Source organism: Citrobacter sp. Igbk 14 (assembly GCF_028069825.1).
Lineage (GTDB): Bacteria > Pseudomonadota > Gammaproteobacteria > Enterobacterales > Enterobacteriaceae > Citrobacter.
Map to the genome: position 1 here is coordinate 55,797 of NZ_JANEWM010000004.1, position 14,606 is coordinate 70,402.

At 52.1% G+C, this 14,606-nt stretch carries 14 protein-coding genes; 7 read left to right on the forward strand and 7 right to left on the reverse strand.

Annotated features, from left to right (window positions below):
- Nucleotides 1-33 precede the first annotated feature (33 nt).
- Nucleotides 34-1,212 carry a D-xylose utilization transcriptional activator XylR gene (gene xylR / locus NNN64_RS02675; RefSeq protein ID WP_048213671.1) on the reverse strand — a complete coding sequence of 393 codons (1,179 nt, stop codon included), beginning with the start codon at nucleotides 1,210-1,212 and terminating at the stop codon, nucleotides 34-36.
- A gap of 359 nt (nucleotides 1,213-1,571) precedes the next feature.
- Here xylR and xylA point away from each other — a divergent pair, with 359 nt between their 5' ends.
- The 3 genes from xylA to yiaB all read left to right on the forward strand — a co-directional run bounded on the left by xylA (nucleotide 1,572) and on the right by yiaB (nucleotide 4,956).
- Nucleotides 1,572-2,894, forward strand: coding sequence for a xylose isomerase (gene xylA, locus NNN64_RS02680; RefSeq protein WP_271440378.1), 1,323 nt, complete (start codon nucleotides 1,572-1,574; stop codon nucleotides 2,892-2,894).
- Between the two features lie 72 nt (nucleotides 2,895-2,966).
- On the forward strand, nucleotides 2,967-4,421 hold the full coding sequence (gene xylB, locus NNN64_RS02685) for a xylulokinase (RefSeq protein WP_271440379.1): 1,455 nt from the start codon (nucleotides 2,967-2,969) through the stop codon (nucleotides 4,419-4,421).
- Between the two features lie 169 nt (nucleotides 4,422-4,590).
- Nucleotides 4,591-4,956 carry an inner membrane protein YiaB gene (yiaB, locus tag NNN64_RS02690; RefSeq protein WP_271440380.1) on the forward strand — a complete coding sequence of 122 codons (366 nt, stop codon included), beginning with the start codon at nucleotides 4,591-4,593 and terminating at the stop codon, nucleotides 4,954-4,956.
- On the opposite strand, the gene NNN64_RS02695 is transcribed toward yiaB, so the two are convergent.
- Nucleotides 4,953-5,948, reverse strand: a complete 996-nt coding sequence (locus tag NNN64_RS02695; protein WP_271440381.1) for an acyltransferase — start codon at nucleotides 5,946-5,948, stop codon at nucleotides 4,953-4,955. The two genes, yiaB and NNN64_RS02695, sit on opposite strands and share 4 nt — an antisense overlap.
- A 171-nt stretch (nucleotides 5,949-6,119) precedes the next feature.
- Between NNN64_RS02695 and NNN64_RS02700 the strand changes: the two genes are divergently transcribed.
- The 3 genes from NNN64_RS02700 to glyS all read left to right on the forward strand — a co-directional run bounded on the left by NNN64_RS02700 (nucleotide 6,120) and on the right by glyS (nucleotide 9,514).
- The gene (locus NNN64_RS02700; RefSeq protein WP_271440382.1) at nucleotides 6,120-6,428 is read left to right on the forward strand and encodes a YsaB family lipoprotein; all 309 of its coding nucleotides are present in this window, start codon (nucleotides 6,120-6,122) and stop codon (nucleotides 6,426-6,428) included.
- Between the two features lie 95 nt (nucleotides 6,429-6,523).
- Nucleotides 6,524-7,435 (forward strand): glycine--tRNA ligase subunit alpha, encoded by a 912-nt coding sequence (gene glyQ / locus NNN64_RS02705; protein ID WP_001168551.1) that lies wholly within the window; start codon nucleotides 6,524-6,526, stop codon nucleotides 7,433-7,435.
- Nucleotides 7,436-7,444: 9 nt separating this feature from the next.
- Complete coding sequence (gene glyS, locus NNN64_RS02710) at nucleotides 7,445-9,514, forward strand: glycine--tRNA ligase subunit beta (protein ID WP_271440383.1); 2,070 nt, start codon at nucleotides 7,445-7,447, stop codon at nucleotides 9,512-9,514.
- A 113-nt stretch (nucleotides 9,515-9,627) separates the two neighbouring features.
- Here the strand turns inward: glyS and cueP are convergent, their stop codons facing one another.
- The 3 genes from cueP to NNN64_RS02725 form a co-directional block, all read right to left on the reverse strand.
- Nucleotides 9,628-10,167 (reverse strand): copper-binding periplasmic metallochaperone CueP, encoded by a 540-nt coding sequence (gene cueP, locus NNN64_RS02715; protein ID WP_271440384.1) that lies wholly within the window; start codon nucleotides 10,165-10,167, stop codon nucleotides 9,628-9,630.
- A 185-nt stretch (nucleotides 10,168-10,352) separates the two neighbouring features.
- Nucleotides 10,353-10,565 (reverse strand): transcription antiterminator/RNA stability regulator CspE, encoded by a 213-nt coding sequence (gene cspE / locus NNN64_RS02720; RefSeq protein ID WP_000014594.1) that lies wholly within the window; start codon nucleotides 10,563-10,565, stop codon nucleotides 10,353-10,355.
- A 280-nt stretch (nucleotides 10,566-10,845) separates the two neighbouring features.
- On the reverse strand, nucleotides 10,846-11,136 hold the full coding sequence (locus NNN64_RS02725) for an HTH-type transcriptional regulator (protein WP_048213664.1): 291 nt from the start codon (nucleotides 11,134-11,136) through the stop codon (nucleotides 10,846-10,848).
- A gap of 380 nt (nucleotides 11,137-11,516) precedes the next feature.
- On the opposite strand from NNN64_RS02725, the gene NNN64_RS02730 reads away from it, so the two are divergent.
- Nucleotides 11,517-12,227, forward strand: coding sequence for a DUF3053 domain-containing protein (locus tag NNN64_RS02730; RefSeq protein ID WP_271440385.1), 711 nt, complete (start codon nucleotides 11,517-11,519; stop codon nucleotides 12,225-12,227).
- A 61-nt stretch (nucleotides 12,228-12,288) separates the two neighbouring features.
- On the opposite strand, the gene ghrB is transcribed toward NNN64_RS02730, so the two are convergent.
- Both ghrB and NNN64_RS02740 read right to left on the reverse strand, forming a co-directional pair.
- Nucleotides 12,289-13,263 carry a glyoxylate/hydroxypyruvate reductase GhrB gene (gene ghrB, locus NNN64_RS02735; protein WP_202037453.1) on the reverse strand — a complete coding sequence of 325 codons (975 nt, stop codon included), beginning with the start codon at nucleotides 13,261-13,263 and terminating at the stop codon, nucleotides 12,289-12,291.
- A gap of 22 nt (nucleotides 13,264-13,285) precedes the next feature.
- Complete coding sequence (locus tag NNN64_RS02740; protein ID WP_137382051.1) at nucleotides 13,286-14,566, reverse strand: MFS transporter; 1,281 nt, start codon at nucleotides 14,564-14,566, stop codon at nucleotides 13,286-13,288.
- Between the last annotated feature and the right edge of the window lie 40 nt (nucleotides 14,567-14,606).

Below are 14,606 nucleotides of genomic sequence, written 5' to 3' on the forward strand. Positions count from 1 at the left end.
ATAAGGCGAAGCCGCCATCCGGCACAATTCCCCTTACAGCAACACCTCACTGTTCATGTCACGGTACTCTTTTGGCGTCGTGTCATACTCTTTCTTGAAAACGGAATAGAAATACTGCAACGACGGGTAGCCGCACATTTGTGAAATTTCGTTTATCGCGAGCGTCGTGGAGATCAACAGGCTACGCGCTTTTTCCAGTTTTTCGGCATGAATCACGGCGTGGATGGTCTCCCCGACCTCGTCTTTAAAGCGCTTCTCGAGATTCGAACGTGAAATCCCAACTGCATCCAGCACTTGTTCGACTTTGATGCCTTTACAGGCATGGTTGCGGATAAAGTGCATTGCCTGAATGACGGCGGGATCGGTCAATGAGCGATAGTCGGTTGAACGACGATTCACGACGCGTACCGGAGGCACCAGAATGCGTTGCAGCGGCAGTTCTTCATTCGCCAGTAAGCGGTGCAGAAGTTTTGCCGCCTGATAGCCCATCTGTCGTGCGCCCTGAGCAACGGAGGACAGTGCGACCCGGGACAGGTAACGGGTGAGTTCTTCGTTATCGATCCCAATAACACACAGTTTTTCCGGCACCGGGATATGCAAATGCTCGCAGGCCTGCAGAACATGCCGCGCACGCGCGTCGGTCACGGCGATAATACCGGTTTGCGGGGGTAAAGTTTGCAGCCAGTCCGCCAGTCGATTTTGCGCGTGTTGCCAGTTTTCTGGTGCGGTTTCCAGCCCCTGATAAACAACGCCACGGTACTTCTCTTTGGCGACCAACTGGCAAAAGGCATATTCACGCTCGGCAGCCCAGCGCTTGCCGCTGGAAGAGGGCAGACCATAAAATGCGAATCGGTTGACCCCTTTTTCTTTTAGATGCAAAAAAGCGCTTTCCACCAGTGCATGGTTATCAGTCGCAATGTAATGGACGGGTGGATAATCGCTTTCAAGATGGTAGGAACCACCGACACCGATGATGGGAACATCGACATCGGCAAGTAATTGCGCAATGTCATCATCGTCATAATCAGCAATAACACCGTCGCCTAACCAGTCTTTGATATTATCAATACGGGCACGGAAATCTTCCTCAATGAATATATCCCACTCAGATTGCGATGCCTGTAAATATTCACCTACGCCCTCTACCACCTGGCGGTCATAGGCTTTATTAGCATTAAATAATAGGGTGATGCGGTGTCGTTTATCAAACATAAGAGCCTATCCTGAAAGGTTAACGTGGCCTGTCGATACTACCAAAACCGCAGGTGCGACTACTTGATGAAGCGTGACAAATTTCTTATTTGCGTAACGCTACGCAAAATTCACACACCCCGACCAGGAAGACAATTGTCATTTCTTATCTGCGTATTATGGTTTTTTGTTTATTGATGAAGAGCCGATCGCGATCGCTTTTTTAATTGCTTATTCAGTGTGAATTTTTGGGAGCCAGCGCACATTTGGGTATTCTCTTAATGGCGGTGTGAAATAACGTAATTGAGCAATAAATCAGGAAATTCCAGTATGACTGTATCGCAGTTTACTTGCCGTATTACCTGATTATGGAGCTTATTATGCAGGCTTATTTTGACCAACTCGATCGCGTTCGTTTTGAAGGTACAAAATCCACTAACCCACTCGCATTTCGCCATTACAACCCTAATGAAATCGTGCTGGGCAAGCGCATGGAAGATCATCTGCGCTTTGCCGCCTGCTACTGGCACACTTTCTGCTGGAACGGCGCGGATATGTTCGGTATGGGGGCCTTCGACCGTCCGTGGCAACAGCCGGGTGAAGCATTGGCGCTGGCAAAACGTAAAGCGGATGTGGCCTTTGAGTTTTTCCATAAGCTGAATGTGCCTTATTACTGCTTCCATGATGTTGACGTCTCGCCTGAAGGCGCGTCACTGAAAGAGTATAAAAATAACTTTGCCCAGATGGTGGATGTGCTGGCGGCAAAACAGGAACAGAGCGGCGTGAAACTGCTGTGGGGTACGGCAAACTGCTTTACTAACCCACGTTATGGCGCAGGCGCGGCGACTAACCCGGACCCGGAAGTCTTCAGTTGGGCGGCCACGCAGGTCGTGACTGCCATGGATGCCACACATAAATTAGGTGGCGAGAACTACGTTCTGTGGGGCGGCCGTGAAGGTTATGAAACGCTGCTTAATACCGACCTGCGTCAGGAGCGTGAGCAGATTGGCCGCTTTATGCAACTGGTGGTCGAGCATAAACACAAAACAGGTTTTCAGGGCACCTTACTGATCGAACCGAAGCCGCAAGAACCCACTAAACACCAGTATGACTACGATGCCGCGACCGTTTACGGATTCCTGAAGCAGTTCGGTCTGGAAAAAGAGATCAAACTGAACATTGAAGCAAACCATGCCACGCTGGCAGGGCATTCGTTCCACCACGAAATCGCTACGGCGATTGCTCTGGGGCTATTTGGTTCCGTCGATGCGAACCGTGGCGACGCACAACTGGGCTGGGATACCGACCAATTCCCGAACAGCGTAGAAGAGAATGCGCTGGTCATGTACGAAATCCTGAAAGCGGGCGGATTTACCACAGGTGGCCTGAACTTTGATGCCAAAGTCCGTCGTCAGAGTACCGATAAATACGATCTGTTCTATGGTCATATTGGGGCGATGGATACCATGGCGCTGTCGCTGAAAATTGCGGCCCGTATGATTGAAGACGGTGGCCTGGATCAGCGCGTGGCAAAACGTTATGCCGGTTGGAATGGTGAGCTGGGCCAGCAAATTCTGAAAGGTCAGATGACGCTGACGGAAATTGCGCAGTACGCTGAACAACATAACCTGGCACCGGTGCATCAGAGCGGCCATCAGGAACAGCTGGAAAATCTGGTAAACCATTATTTGTTCGACAAATAACGGACTGCCGAGTACGTCCGTAAGCCCGGATAGCGATTCGCTACCGGGCCTTTCTTTAAGGAACGATACCCTATGTATATCGGGATAGATCTTGGTACATCAGGCGTAAAGGCCATTCTGCTGAACGAGCAGGGCGATGTGGTGGCCTCGCACACGGAGAAATTGACCGTCTCCCGGCCTCATCCATTATGGTCGGAGCAGGATCCTGAACAGTGGTGGCTGGCGACGGATCGTGCTGTAAAAGCGTTGGGCCAGCAACATTCTCTCAGCGAGGTAAAGGCGTTAGGTATTGCCGGGCAGATGCACGGCGCGACGCTGCTTGATAAGCAGCAGAAGGTTCTGCGTCCGGCAATCCTGTGGAATGACGGTCGCTGCGCTGAAGAATGCGTGATGCTGGAAAATCAGGTGCCACAATCTCGTGTGATTACCGGCAATCTGATGATGCCTGGCTTTACCGCCCCTAAATTGCTGTGGGTTCAGCGCCATGAACCGGACATTTTCAGCCAGGTTGATAAAGTCTTGCTGCCGAAAGATTATCTGCGTCTGCGTATGACCGGAGAGTTTGCCAGCGATATGTCGGATGCCGCAGGTACGATGTGGCTGGATGTCGCGAAACGTGACTGGAGTGACGTCATGTTGTCTGCGTGTCAACTGACTCGCGCACATATGCCGGCCTTGTACGAGGGCAGTGCGATTACCGGAACGCTGTTGCCTGCTGTCGCGCAATCCTGGAGCATGTCAGAAGTTGCGGTCGTTGCCGGTGGTGGCGATAACGCGGCGGGTGCGGTTGGCGTAGGGATGATGAATGCAGGCCAGGCGATGCTGTCATTGGGTACGTCCGGCGTCTACTTTGCTGTAAGCGATGGCTTTCTCAGTAAACCAGAAAGTGCGGTACACAGCTTTTGCCACGCGCTGCCTGAACGGTGGCATCTGATGTCAGTGATGCTGAGCGCCGCATCCTGCCTCGACTGGGCGGCAAAATTAACCGGGCTGACAAGCGTACCTGCGCTGATTGATGCCGCACAGCAGGCAAATGAGCAGGCTGAACCGGTCTGGTTCTTGCCCTATCTGTCAGGTGAACGTACGCCGCACAATAACCCGCAGGCGAAAGGTGTCTTTTTTGGCCTGACGCATCAGCATGGTCCGGCAGAACTGGCGCGAGCGGTACTTGAAGGTGTGGGATTTGCCTTAGCTGACGGTATGGATGTGGTACATGCCTGTGGCGTTACACCGGCCAGCATTACGCTCATCGGTGGTGGGGCGCGTAGCGAATACTGGCGGCAGATGTTGTCCGATATCAGCGGGCTGCAGCTGGATTACCGTACAGGCGGAGATGTCGGTCCTGCCCTGGGCGCAGCACGGCTGGCGCAAATTGCGATGAATCCACAACAACCACTCTCTGACTTACTGCCTCAACTGGTGCTGGAGCAGGCGCATTATCCTGATACAGAGCGTCATGCTCGTTATCAACAACGTCGGGAAACCTTCCGTCGTATCTATCGGCAATTGCTGCCCTTAATGTCCTGATCGTGTTCCCCTCTGATGAGCAGAGGGGATTTTCCTCATATATGTTTCCATTGAATCAATAGCTCATGTGCATGAATGTATTCTGAAATTTCAGTTGGATAGCGTTTTTCTGTGTTGTCTTGAGTGGGTTATTCATATTGTATCCGTGGTAGAGGATAAGGAGATCCCAATGAAGACGACGCGGCTATTGCCATGGCTATTGTTTCTTTCCGGCGCACTCATTTACTGCGCAGGCCTATGGTGGTCATGCCCCTTACTCAGCGGAAAAGGTTACTTTTTAGGTGTTCTGATGACCGGATTGTTCGTGACCTACGCTTACCTGCGAGCTGAAAACCGTAATCAGAGTGATGAACGCTTTGCTTTTGTGTGTCAGATGGTTGCGCTCATAACGGTCGGGTTACTGCTCGTTGGGGTGTGGAATGCCCCGTTAGCTCCCCTCGAAATGGGGCTGTACCCGGCAGCATTCTGTGTGTGTATATCAGGGCTGATTTTGCTGATGTGCCCAACGGAAAAGGCACATTCTGATGAATTCTAACTCACCAGTCTGCGTGTATCGATGCGCTGTAGCAGCATGGAAAGCAATAGACTGCCCGCCAGCGTAGCGCTAAAAATCCATAGCATATCCAGCGGTGGCCAGTTTTTGAGTTCAATACCGCGGGTACGTAGCGCATGAATGATCAGCGCGTGGAAACCGTAAATACCTAACGAGTGACGGGAAACAATCCCCAGTATGGGCAGTGTGCGTGTGCTGAGCGTGTTTTTGACCAGCGTCAGGAGCGATGCAGCAAAGATAAATACCGCCGGGCCACAATAGAGATACCAGGTATCGGCAAAATTACCTCGCCACTGGAGCTCATGCAGCGTCCCGCGGGAAATAACAAACACGGCGACGATACACAACGCTGCACAGAGCCAGGTGAGTGAGCGCTTTTGTGTCTCCATCATGCCAATTGCCCGACCCAGCATGCCGTACAGAATGTAGTAGAAGGTATCGCCACTGATGTACAGGTTGATGGGTAGCCACTCAAAGCTGCCCAATTTTTGCGATACGGTATTGGGATTGGCAATAACGCCAATCACGACCATCAATGCCAGCAGCATTTTTCCGCTGACATTTTTCACCTGAATTAACGGGGAGACCAGGTAGATAACGGTAATAGCGAAGAAAAACCACAGGTGGTAGAACACCGGTTTTTGTAGCAGGTTTTTCAACGATAGCTCAGCGTTGATCGAGGTGAACAGCAGGATGTAGGCCAGTGCAACGGTGCTGTAAAACAGGATGCACAACGCAATACGGATGAAATGTCGCGGTCTGGCGCTGCGTTCGCCAAAAAAGAGATAACCCGAGATCATAAAAAACAGCGGGACGCTAACGCGAGAAGCTGAATTTAGCACATTGGCAAGATCCCAATTTACCGGGCTGACGCTTTGCGCATTGGTGATGTACCAGGTCGTAGTGTGAATCATCACAACCATTAAACAGGCTATCCCGCGTAAGTTATCAATCCAGAAAATTTTGGGCTGCATCAGTTCCTCTGTTTTCATTAAAAAAAGTCTGACCTGTATTTGCGAACATCGCTCACTGGATTAATCCGAGTTATTACGCTAAAGCTTGTGATGGCCTGGGGAGATTCTCACAATAGGATCTGTTTCCAGACACTAATAATAAGACTGACCAGTAAACCAGGCGGTAATAAAATGATGATGAAGTATTTCTTTCCAGCAATCCTCACGCTGCTGCTGGCGGGGTGCGCCGATCCACAATCGTCAGTACCCGTGCAGAAAGCGCAAAAGGTCAAAATTACTGCCACGCGTTCGCTGGATATGGAGTCATTGTGCAAAAGTGAAGCATCGGAGCTTTATAATACGGGTGCCCAGAAAATTGCTATCACCGGTCTTGAGCAATTCCAGGGTAGTTATGAGATGCGCGGTTCTACCTTCCGTAAAGAGAGTTTTGTCTGCTCATTTGACGCAGACGGGCAGTTTTTGCACCTTTCCATGCGCTAAGTTCCCCCTTTTTCCCGTTTCGTACTGTATATCTTGCAGCCAGCGGGTATACTGATCGCTTCCTTTAAATCCACACGTATCCAGCACGAAATAATATGCAAAAGTTTGATACCAGGACCTTCCAGGGCTTGATCCTGACCTTACAGGATTACTGGGCTCGCCAGGGCTGCACCATCGTTCAACCATTGGACATGGAAGTCGGCGCGGGGACATCTCACCCAATGACCTGCCTGCGTGCACTGGGGCCGGAACCGATGGCGACTGCTTATGTGCAGCCTTCTCGTCGTCCGACCGACGGGCGCTATGGCGAAAACCCGAACCGCTTACAGCACTACTATCAGTTCCAGGTAGTGATTAAGCCGTCACCGGACAATATTCAGGAATTGTACCTGGGTTCTCTGAAAGAGCTGGGTATGGACCCGACCATTCACGATATCCGTTTCGTGGAAGATAACTGGGAAAACCCGACGTTGGGTGCCTGGGGTCTCGGTTGGGAAGTGTGGCTGAACGGCATGGAAGTCACGCAGTTCACCTACTTCCAGCAGGTTGGTGGTCTGGAATGTAAACCTGTGACCGGGGAAATTACCTACGGTCTGGAACGTCTGGCCATGTACATTCAGGGCGTAGACAGCGTTTACGACCTGGTCTGGAGCGACGGCCCGCTGGGTAAAACCACTTACGGCGATGTGTTCCATCAGAACGAAGTGGAGCAATCCACTTACAACTTCGAATACGCTGACGTGGACTTCCTGTTCACCTGCTTCGAGCAGTACGAGAAAGAAGCGCAGCAGCTGCTGGCGCTGGAAAACCCACTGCCGCTGCCTGCGTATGAACGTATTCTGAAAGCCGCCCATAGCTTCAACCTGCTGGATGCGCGTAAAGCCATCTCCGTCACCGAGCGTCAGCGCTACATTCTGCGCATTCGCACCCTGACTAAAGCAGTGGCAGAAGCTTACTACGCTTCCCGTGAAGCCCTTGGCTTCCCGATGTGCAACAAAGACAAATAAGAGGCGGCCATGTCTGAGAAAACTTTTCTGGTGGAAATCGGCACTGAAGAGCTGCCACCAAAAGCACTGCGCAGCCTGGCTGAGTCCTTTGCTGCGAACTTCACTGCGGAGCTGGATAACGCTGGCCTCGCGCACGGCAATGTTGAGTGGTTTGCTGCTCCGCGTCGTCTGGCGCTGAAAGTCGCTGCCCTGGCGGAATCTCAACCCGATCGTGAAGTTGAGAAGCGTGGACCGGCAATTGCCCAGGCGTTTGATGCTGAAGGTAAACCGAGTAAAGCGGCGGAAGGTTGGGCGCGTGGTTGCGGTATCACCGTTGACCAGGCCGAGCGTCTGACCACCGATAAAGGCGAATGGTTGTTGTACCGCGCGCATGTGAAAGGCGAAAGCGCTGAAGCGCTGCTGCCGAACATGATTGCGACTTCGCTGGCGAAGCTGCCGATCCCGAAACTGATGCGCTGGGGGGCGTCTGACGTCCACTTCGTGCGTCCGGTTCACACTGTGACCCTGCTGCTGGGCGACAAAGTGATTCCGGCAACGATTCTGGGGATTCAGTCCGATCGCGTGATCCGCGGTCATCGTTTTATGGGCGAGCCGGAATTCACCATCGATTCTGCCGATCAGTATCCAGAAATCCTGCGTGAGCGTGGCAAAGTGATCGCGGATTACGCTGAGCGTAAAGCGAAAATCAAAGCCGATGCTGAAGAAGCAGCGCGTAAGATTGGCGGTAACGCTGACCTGAGCGAAAGCCTTCTGGAAGAAGTCACCTCGCTGGTGGAATGGCCGGTAGTGTTGACTGCGAAGTTCGAAGAGAAATTCCTCGCGGTGCCGTCTGAAGCGCTGGTACACACCATGAAAGGTGACCAGAAGTACTTCCCGGTTTATGCGAACGACGGCAAACTGCTGCCGAACTTTATCTTCGTTGCTAACATCGAATCGAAAGACCCGAGCCAGATTATCTCCGGTAACGAGAAGGTGGTTCGTCCGCGCCTGGCAGATGCCGAGTTCTTCTTCAATACTGACCGTAAAAAACGTCTGGAAGACAATCTGCCGCGTCTGCAAACCGTGCTGTTCCAACAACAGCTGGGTACGCTGCGTGACAAGACTGACCGTATTCAGGCGCTGGCGGGCTGGATTGCCGAACAGATTGGCGCTGATGTAAACCACGCAACGCGTGCTGGCCTGCTGTCCAAGTGCGACCTGATGACCAACATGGTCTTCGAGTTCACTGACACCCAGGGCGTAATGGGCATGCACTACGCGCGTCATGATGGCGAAGCGGAAGATGTGGCCGTCGCGTTGAACGAGCAGTATCAGCCGCGCTTCGCCGGTGATGACCTGCCGTCTAACCCGGTTGCCTGTGCGGTGGCGATTGCCGATAAGATGGACACCCTGGCGGGTATTTTCGGTATCGGTCAGCATCCGAAAGGCGACAAGGACCCGTTTGCACTGCGTCGTGCCGCGCTGGGCGTGCTGCGTATCATCGTTGAGAAGAACCTGAATCTGGATCTGCAAACGCTGACGGAAGAAGCGGTACGTCTGTATGGCGACAAGCTGACCAACGCCAACGTGGTGGATGACGTTATCGACTTCATGCTGGGTCGTTTCCGCGCCTGGTATCAGGACGAAGGCTATACCGTAGATACCATTCAGGCCGTACTGGCGCGTCGTCCGACTCGTCCGGCTGATTTTGACGCACGTATGAAGGCGGTTTCGCACTTCCGTACGCTGGAAGCCGCGTCCGCGCTGGCTGCTGCGAACAAACGTGTATCGAACATCCTGGCGAAGTCTGAAGAGACGCTGAATGACCGCGTGAATGCGGCGACGCTGAAAGAGCCGGAAGAAATTGCGCTGGCAATGCAGGTTGTGGTGTTGCGCGATAAGCTGGAGCCTGTCTTCGCTGCCGGTCATTACCAGGAAGCGCTGGTTGAGCTATCGGCACTGCGTGAACCGGTCGATGCGTTCTTCGAGAAAGTGATGGTGAACGTAGAGGATAAAGATCTGCGTATTAACCGTCTGTCTATGCTCGAAAAACTGCGTGAGCTATTCCTGCGTGTTGCGGATATTTCGCTGCTGCAGTAACGGCCCTGCGCTGATTTAGAAAATGCCGGATGGTGGCTGTGCCTTATCCGGCCTACAAGAAAGACACCAGTAGGCCGGATAAACATTGCGCTATCCGGCATTTTTTTATGCTGTTAGCGCAGTTGTAATTTTGTCAGGCAGGTCTGGCTATCTTCCATCGTTTTAATGGGATACTCGGCTGATTTACCGTTGTAGCTTACCGCGATGGTACCTGTCATATTGCGCGGTAACCAAATCCCGACGAAACCATTTCGGCCACTTTTCATCTCTTTTTGTACAACCACATCCCCTTTGCTATCCGTCACTTTGACGTTGAATTTTTTCCCAGGCATTTCTCCCTGACAACCGGAAAGGCTGTGGTTGAAACAAGGGTGCGTTTGCCACTCATAGGGGGCAAACGACAGATAGAACTTATCGCCGAGCGGCATCGTATACACCTGGTCGCCCGAAGACAGCTTCAGCGCGGTACTGGTGACAGAGGCTGAGTACGGCAGCGGGCGACTCTGGGGGGATTGGTCAATGGTCTCGACTATTTGCTCGACGGATTTCCCGCTGAGTCCGTGTTCAGCCAGGAAATTGGCTTCCGGTGTTGCCGCGAAGGCGGTACCGGTTGTGAGCAAACCTAAAAATAACAGCAGTGAGGATTTCGACATAGCTTCAATTCCTTGTGAAAATTGTGGAATATAAACTCGCTCACTATAAAGCTTGCCCTTAGGGAAAGGTCAAAGGTGTGATGGGTAAAGTAATGCAAAGACGTGTTCGGGAGAGGGGGCGTGGAGAACAAATAAAAAAAATCCCCGCCGTTTGGCAGGGATCTTGAATTCTGAGCTTTTTAAGCTTACAGGCTGGTTACGTTGCCAGCTGCCGGGCCTTTAGCGCCGCTTTCGATGGTGAAGGAAACTTTCTGACCTTCGTCCAGAGATTTGTAGCCATCGTTCTGGATAGCAGAGAAGTGTACGAACACGTCTTTAGAGCCATCGTCAGGAGTGATGAAACCGAAACCTTTATCAGCGTTGAACCATTTTACGATACCAGTCATTTTACCGGACATAGTGTATTACCTTTTAAAAAATAAGTGTGCCTTTCGGCGATATGGCGTGCTCTACAGATTTTTTAACAGTAAAGGAAATGCTCACTACGAGGGGTATCAATGATAACTCTTGAAGGGACTTGCCTTACTAAACTGCTTTAATGGTCTGTACGTCAAACCGTTGAGCGCATTAACTCATTTTACGCCTGTGGATGCAACTACTATTTTCTTATTTGTGGATACCCTCCGTAAGGGAACGGCCCTTTTACCGGACCGTTCTTCAGAAAAATTAAAAAATAGCTCAATCCATCAACTGTTTACTTAATCGAGGGTCTGCCTGAATCAGACGCATCAACTTCAATTCGGTACTGGATGGCTTCACGCGTTTAGACTCCCATTCATGAACCATCGCGACCGTCACGCCCATCACCCGGGCGAAATCATCTGTTTTTAAACCTGTCCCTCGTCGTAGTTGTTCAAATTCAGCGAAAGGGTTGGTTTTTTGCGTCTGAGTAACTGTCTGCGATACATCTTTAAAAACAATCTGCTCCAGACTGCTTAGCAGTTCAAACATAGGATCTTTGTATTCCATTGAGAACTCCTATAAATCACACAGCGGGATCGTGAATTTCATCGAAGCTCATTAAGCGTAGTCGGAAAAAATGAAGGCGAATTTAAGGTATGCGTTGTGGATTCGTTTCAGCGAATCGCGGGTGACAACCTTTAGTTGGCTAACGAACTGATAAAGGTCGGGATCTCCGATCGAACCCTTCCAATTGTAAAGATGACTAAAATAGACCGCCGTTATGTGAATGGAGCATTGTTGAGCAAAACACCGGGTGGTGGAAACCGTTATTTTCCCCGACAAGATTACGCGGAAAGGGTATCTTGCGGGGCTGACCTGGACTATCCTTGTCAACGTCAGGCACGCGGGTGTCGTTGTGCGCATTTTTGGGTGAAAGGAGTATTAAAATGGCGACAGGTAAGTCCTGCTCTCGCTGGTTTGCGCCTGTTTTGGCGCTCTTAATGGTAGTTGGCCTGAGTGGGTGTTTTGATAAAGAAGGCGATCAACGCAAAGCGTTTATCGATTTTCTGCAGAATACTGCAATGCGTAGCGGAGAGCGTTTACCGACGCTTACTGCCGATCAGAAAAAACAGTTTGGCCCGTTTGTGTCCGATTACGCGATTCTTTATGGCTATTCACAGCAGGTTAATCAGGCAATGGACTCCGGTCTGCGCCCGGTTGTTGATAGCGTAAACGCAATCCGTGTTCCTCAGGATTACATGACTCAGCGTGAACCGCTGCGTCAGGCAAATGGCGCGCTGGGCGTGTTAGGACAACAGTTGCAGAATGCGAAGCTACAGGCAGATGCTGCCCATGGCGCGCTGAAGCAGGGTGATGATCTGAAACCTGTCTTTGATCAGGTTTACAGCAAAGTCGTGACCGCACCGGCAGAGGCGTTACAGCCGCTGATCCCAGCCGCGCAAGTTTTCACGCAGCAGTTGGTGCAGGTAGGCGATTTTATCGCGCAGCAGGATACGCAGGTGAGCTTTGTTGCGAACGGCATCCAGTTCCCAACCTCACAACAGGCCAGTCAGTACAATACGCTGATTGGCCCGCTGGCGGCGCAGCATCAGGCATTTAATCAGGCATGGACTGCTGCGGTGAGTGCCGCGCAGTAATCGTCGTACGGTAAGACACATTAAAGGCCGGGTGAGCACCAATGCTACCCGGCCTTTTGTGTTATTTGGCCACTTGCGGATTTACGCAGTTCTTCTCAACTTTTCCCTGCAGTGCGTCAATTAAGTTATCCACAGCACAAGCCGCCATGTTATAGCGCGTTTCATGCGTGGCTGAACCAATATGCGGCACCGCCACCACATTCGGCAGTGACAGCAGCGGTGAGTCTGACGGCAACGGCTCTTGTTCAAACACATCCAGCCCAGCGGCATGAATCTCCCCGCTTTGCAGAGCGGCGATCAGTGCGTTCTCATCCACCACCGGGCCACGCCCGGCGTTAATGAAAATGGCAGAAGACTTCATTTTGGCAAACTGTTCGGTACTGAACAGATGGTGGGTTTCGTCCGTTAACGGCAGAATCAGGCAAACAAAGTCCGATTCTTGCAGCAGCGTATCCAGGTCGCAGTAGCGCGCGTTGAAACGTTCTTCCGCTTCCTGATGGTGGCGGCGCGCGTTGTAGAGAATCGGCATGCTAAAGCCGAAATGCGCGCGTTGTGCCAGCGCCAGCCCAATACGTCCCATGCCGACAATACCCAACGTCTTATGGTGAACATCGGTACCAAACCAGTCGGCTCCGATGCTTTTTGTCCATTCGCCTGCCTTCACGCGTTCAGCGACTTCCACCACGCGTCGCGCCGTACTTAACACCAGCGCCATTACCGTGTCCGCCACGGTTTCTGTCAGCACCGTTGGCGTGTGCATCAGCAGCACCTTGCGTGCGTTTAAGGCTTCAACATCGAAATTGTCATAGCCTACGGAAATGGTCGAGGTCGCACGCAGTTTGGGCATTTTCTCCAGCAGGGCGGTATTGACGGCTTCACTGGAGCCCAGCAGGCCTTCCGCGCTGGCAAAGGCTGCGGCGTGCTGTGCTACGGTTTCCGCACGCAGGTTAGGCACCTGAGTGACAGTAAAATGCTCTTCCAGGCGATGCAGTAAATCGTCAGGTAACGCTTTATAGAGAATAATGGACGGCTTCATGCGAATCTCCGTAAGTTAAAATTTAAGCGTGGCGTGCGCCAATAGGTAGCTGTTGATTATTAGCAGGCTTAACAATAAGAGTTAGCCACACTGAGACAAAAAGCGCTACCCCCATAAAAATGTATGAGGCGGACGGGCTGCCGGTGGTGCCATTGAGGTAGCCGACAAACCAGGAACCAAAGAAGGAGCCTAATGCGCCCATGCTGTTGATCAACGCCATGGCTCCCCCAGCGACGTTGCGCGGCAACATCTCAGGAATGATGGCGAAGAAGGGACCATACGGGGCGTACATCGCCGCGCCGGCGATAACCAGCAGTGTGTAAGAAATCCAGAAGTGGTCTGCGCCAACGGCCCAGGAGCCAATAAAGGCGAAAGCGGCAATCAGCAGCAGTGGCCAGACAAACAGCTTACGGTTTTGCAGTTTATCGGAAGCCCATGAAACCAGGATCATCGCAGCCGTTGCGGCCAGATACGGAACGGACGAAAGCCAACCGACCTCTACCATACCCAGGTTGGCACCGCCGCTGCGGATAATTGACGGCAACCACAGAACAAAACCGTAGACGCCAATACTCCAGGCAAAGTACTGCATGCACAGCAGAATAACGTTACGTGAACGGAACGCTTCGCCGTAGTTACGCACGGCTTTGATACCCTGCTGTTCTTTTTCTAACTGGGCCTGCAGCGCGGCTTTTTCGGATTCTGACAACCAGCCCACCTGCGACGGTTTATCTTTTACCAGTACCCACCAGCAGAACGCCCAGATGATGGCCGGAAAACCTTCAATGATGAACATTTCACGCCAGCCCAGCGCCTGAATCAGATACCCGGACACGACGGACATCCACAGGACGGTGACAGGGTTACCGAGGATCAGGAAGGTATTGGCACGCGAACGCTCGGACTTCGTAAACCAGTTGCTGATATAAATCAGCATGGCCGGCATGACCGCGGCTTCAACGACGCCAAGAATGAAGCGAATGGCGGCCAGCATCGGAATGTTGCTGACCATCCCGGTCAGTGACGCGCAGGCGCCCCACAGAATCAGACAGACAAAAATCAGTTTACGTACGCTGCGGCGTTCGGCGTAAATTGCGCCTGGGATCTGGAAGAAGAAATAGCCGAGAAAAAACAGCGCGCCCAGCAGGGAAGAGATCCCTTTGGTAATGCCGAGGTCCTCGTTTATACCGGCGGCGGAAGCGAAGCTAAAGTTCGCACGGTCAAGGTACGCCAGGCTGTACGTGATAAACACGATTGGCATGATGTACCACCAGCGTTTTGCTGCGTTGGTTGAGCTATTCATAGACTGCCCTCTGGTTATGCTGATACGCCGCCTCTGTCTG

Excerpts from the sequence above, each read along its gene's own strand:
- xylR (WP_048213671.1), bottom strand. The coding sequence starts at position 1,212 with ATGTTTGATAAACGACACCGCATCACCCTATTATTTAATGCTAATAAA.
- xylA (WP_271440378.1), top strand. The coding sequence starts at position 1,572 with ATGCAGGCTTATTTTGACCAACTCGATCGCGTTCGTTTTGAAGGTACA.
- xylB (WP_271440379.1), top strand. The coding sequence starts at position 2,967 with ATGTATATCGGGATAGATCTTGGTACATCAGGCGTAAAGGCCATTCTG.
- yiaB (WP_271440380.1), top strand. The coding sequence starts at position 4,591 with ATGAAGACGACGCGGCTATTGCCATGGCTATTGTTTCTTTCCGGCGCA.
- NNN64_RS02695 (WP_271440381.1), bottom strand. The coding sequence starts at position 5,948 with ATGCAGCCCAAAATTTTCTGGATTGATAACTTACGCGGGATAGCCTGT.
- NNN64_RS02700 (WP_271440382.1), top strand. The coding sequence starts at position 6,120 with ATGATGATGAAGTATTTCTTTCCAGCAATCCTCACGCTGCTGCTGGCG.
- glyQ (WP_001168551.1), top strand. The coding sequence starts at position 6,524 with ATGCAAAAGTTTGATACCAGGACCTTCCAGGGCTTGATCCTGACCTTA.
- glyS (WP_271440383.1), top strand. The coding sequence starts at position 7,445 with ATGTCTGAGAAAACTTTTCTGGTGGAAATCGGCACTGAAGAGCTGCCA.
- cueP (WP_271440384.1), bottom strand. The coding sequence starts at position 10,167 with ATGTCGAAATCCTCACTGCTGTTATTTTTAGGTTTGCTCACAACCGGT.
- cspE (WP_000014594.1), bottom strand. The coding sequence starts at position 10,565 with ATGTCCGGTAAAATGACTGGTATCGTAAAATGGTTCAACGCTGATAAA.
- NNN64_RS02725 (WP_048213664.1), bottom strand. The coding sequence starts at position 11,136 with ATGGAATACAAAGATCCTATGTTTGAACTGCTAAGCAGTCTGGAGCAG.
- NNN64_RS02730 (WP_271440385.1), top strand. The coding sequence starts at position 11,517 with ATGGCGACAGGTAAGTCCTGCTCTCGCTGGTTTGCGCCTGTTTTGGCG.
- ghrB (WP_202037453.1), bottom strand. The coding sequence starts at position 13,263 with ATGAAGCCGTCCATTATTCTCTATAAAGCGTTACCTGACGATTTACTG.
- NNN64_RS02740 (WP_137382051.1), bottom strand. The coding sequence starts at position 14,566 with ATGAATAGCTCAACCAACGCAGCAAAACGCTGGTGGTACATCATGCCA.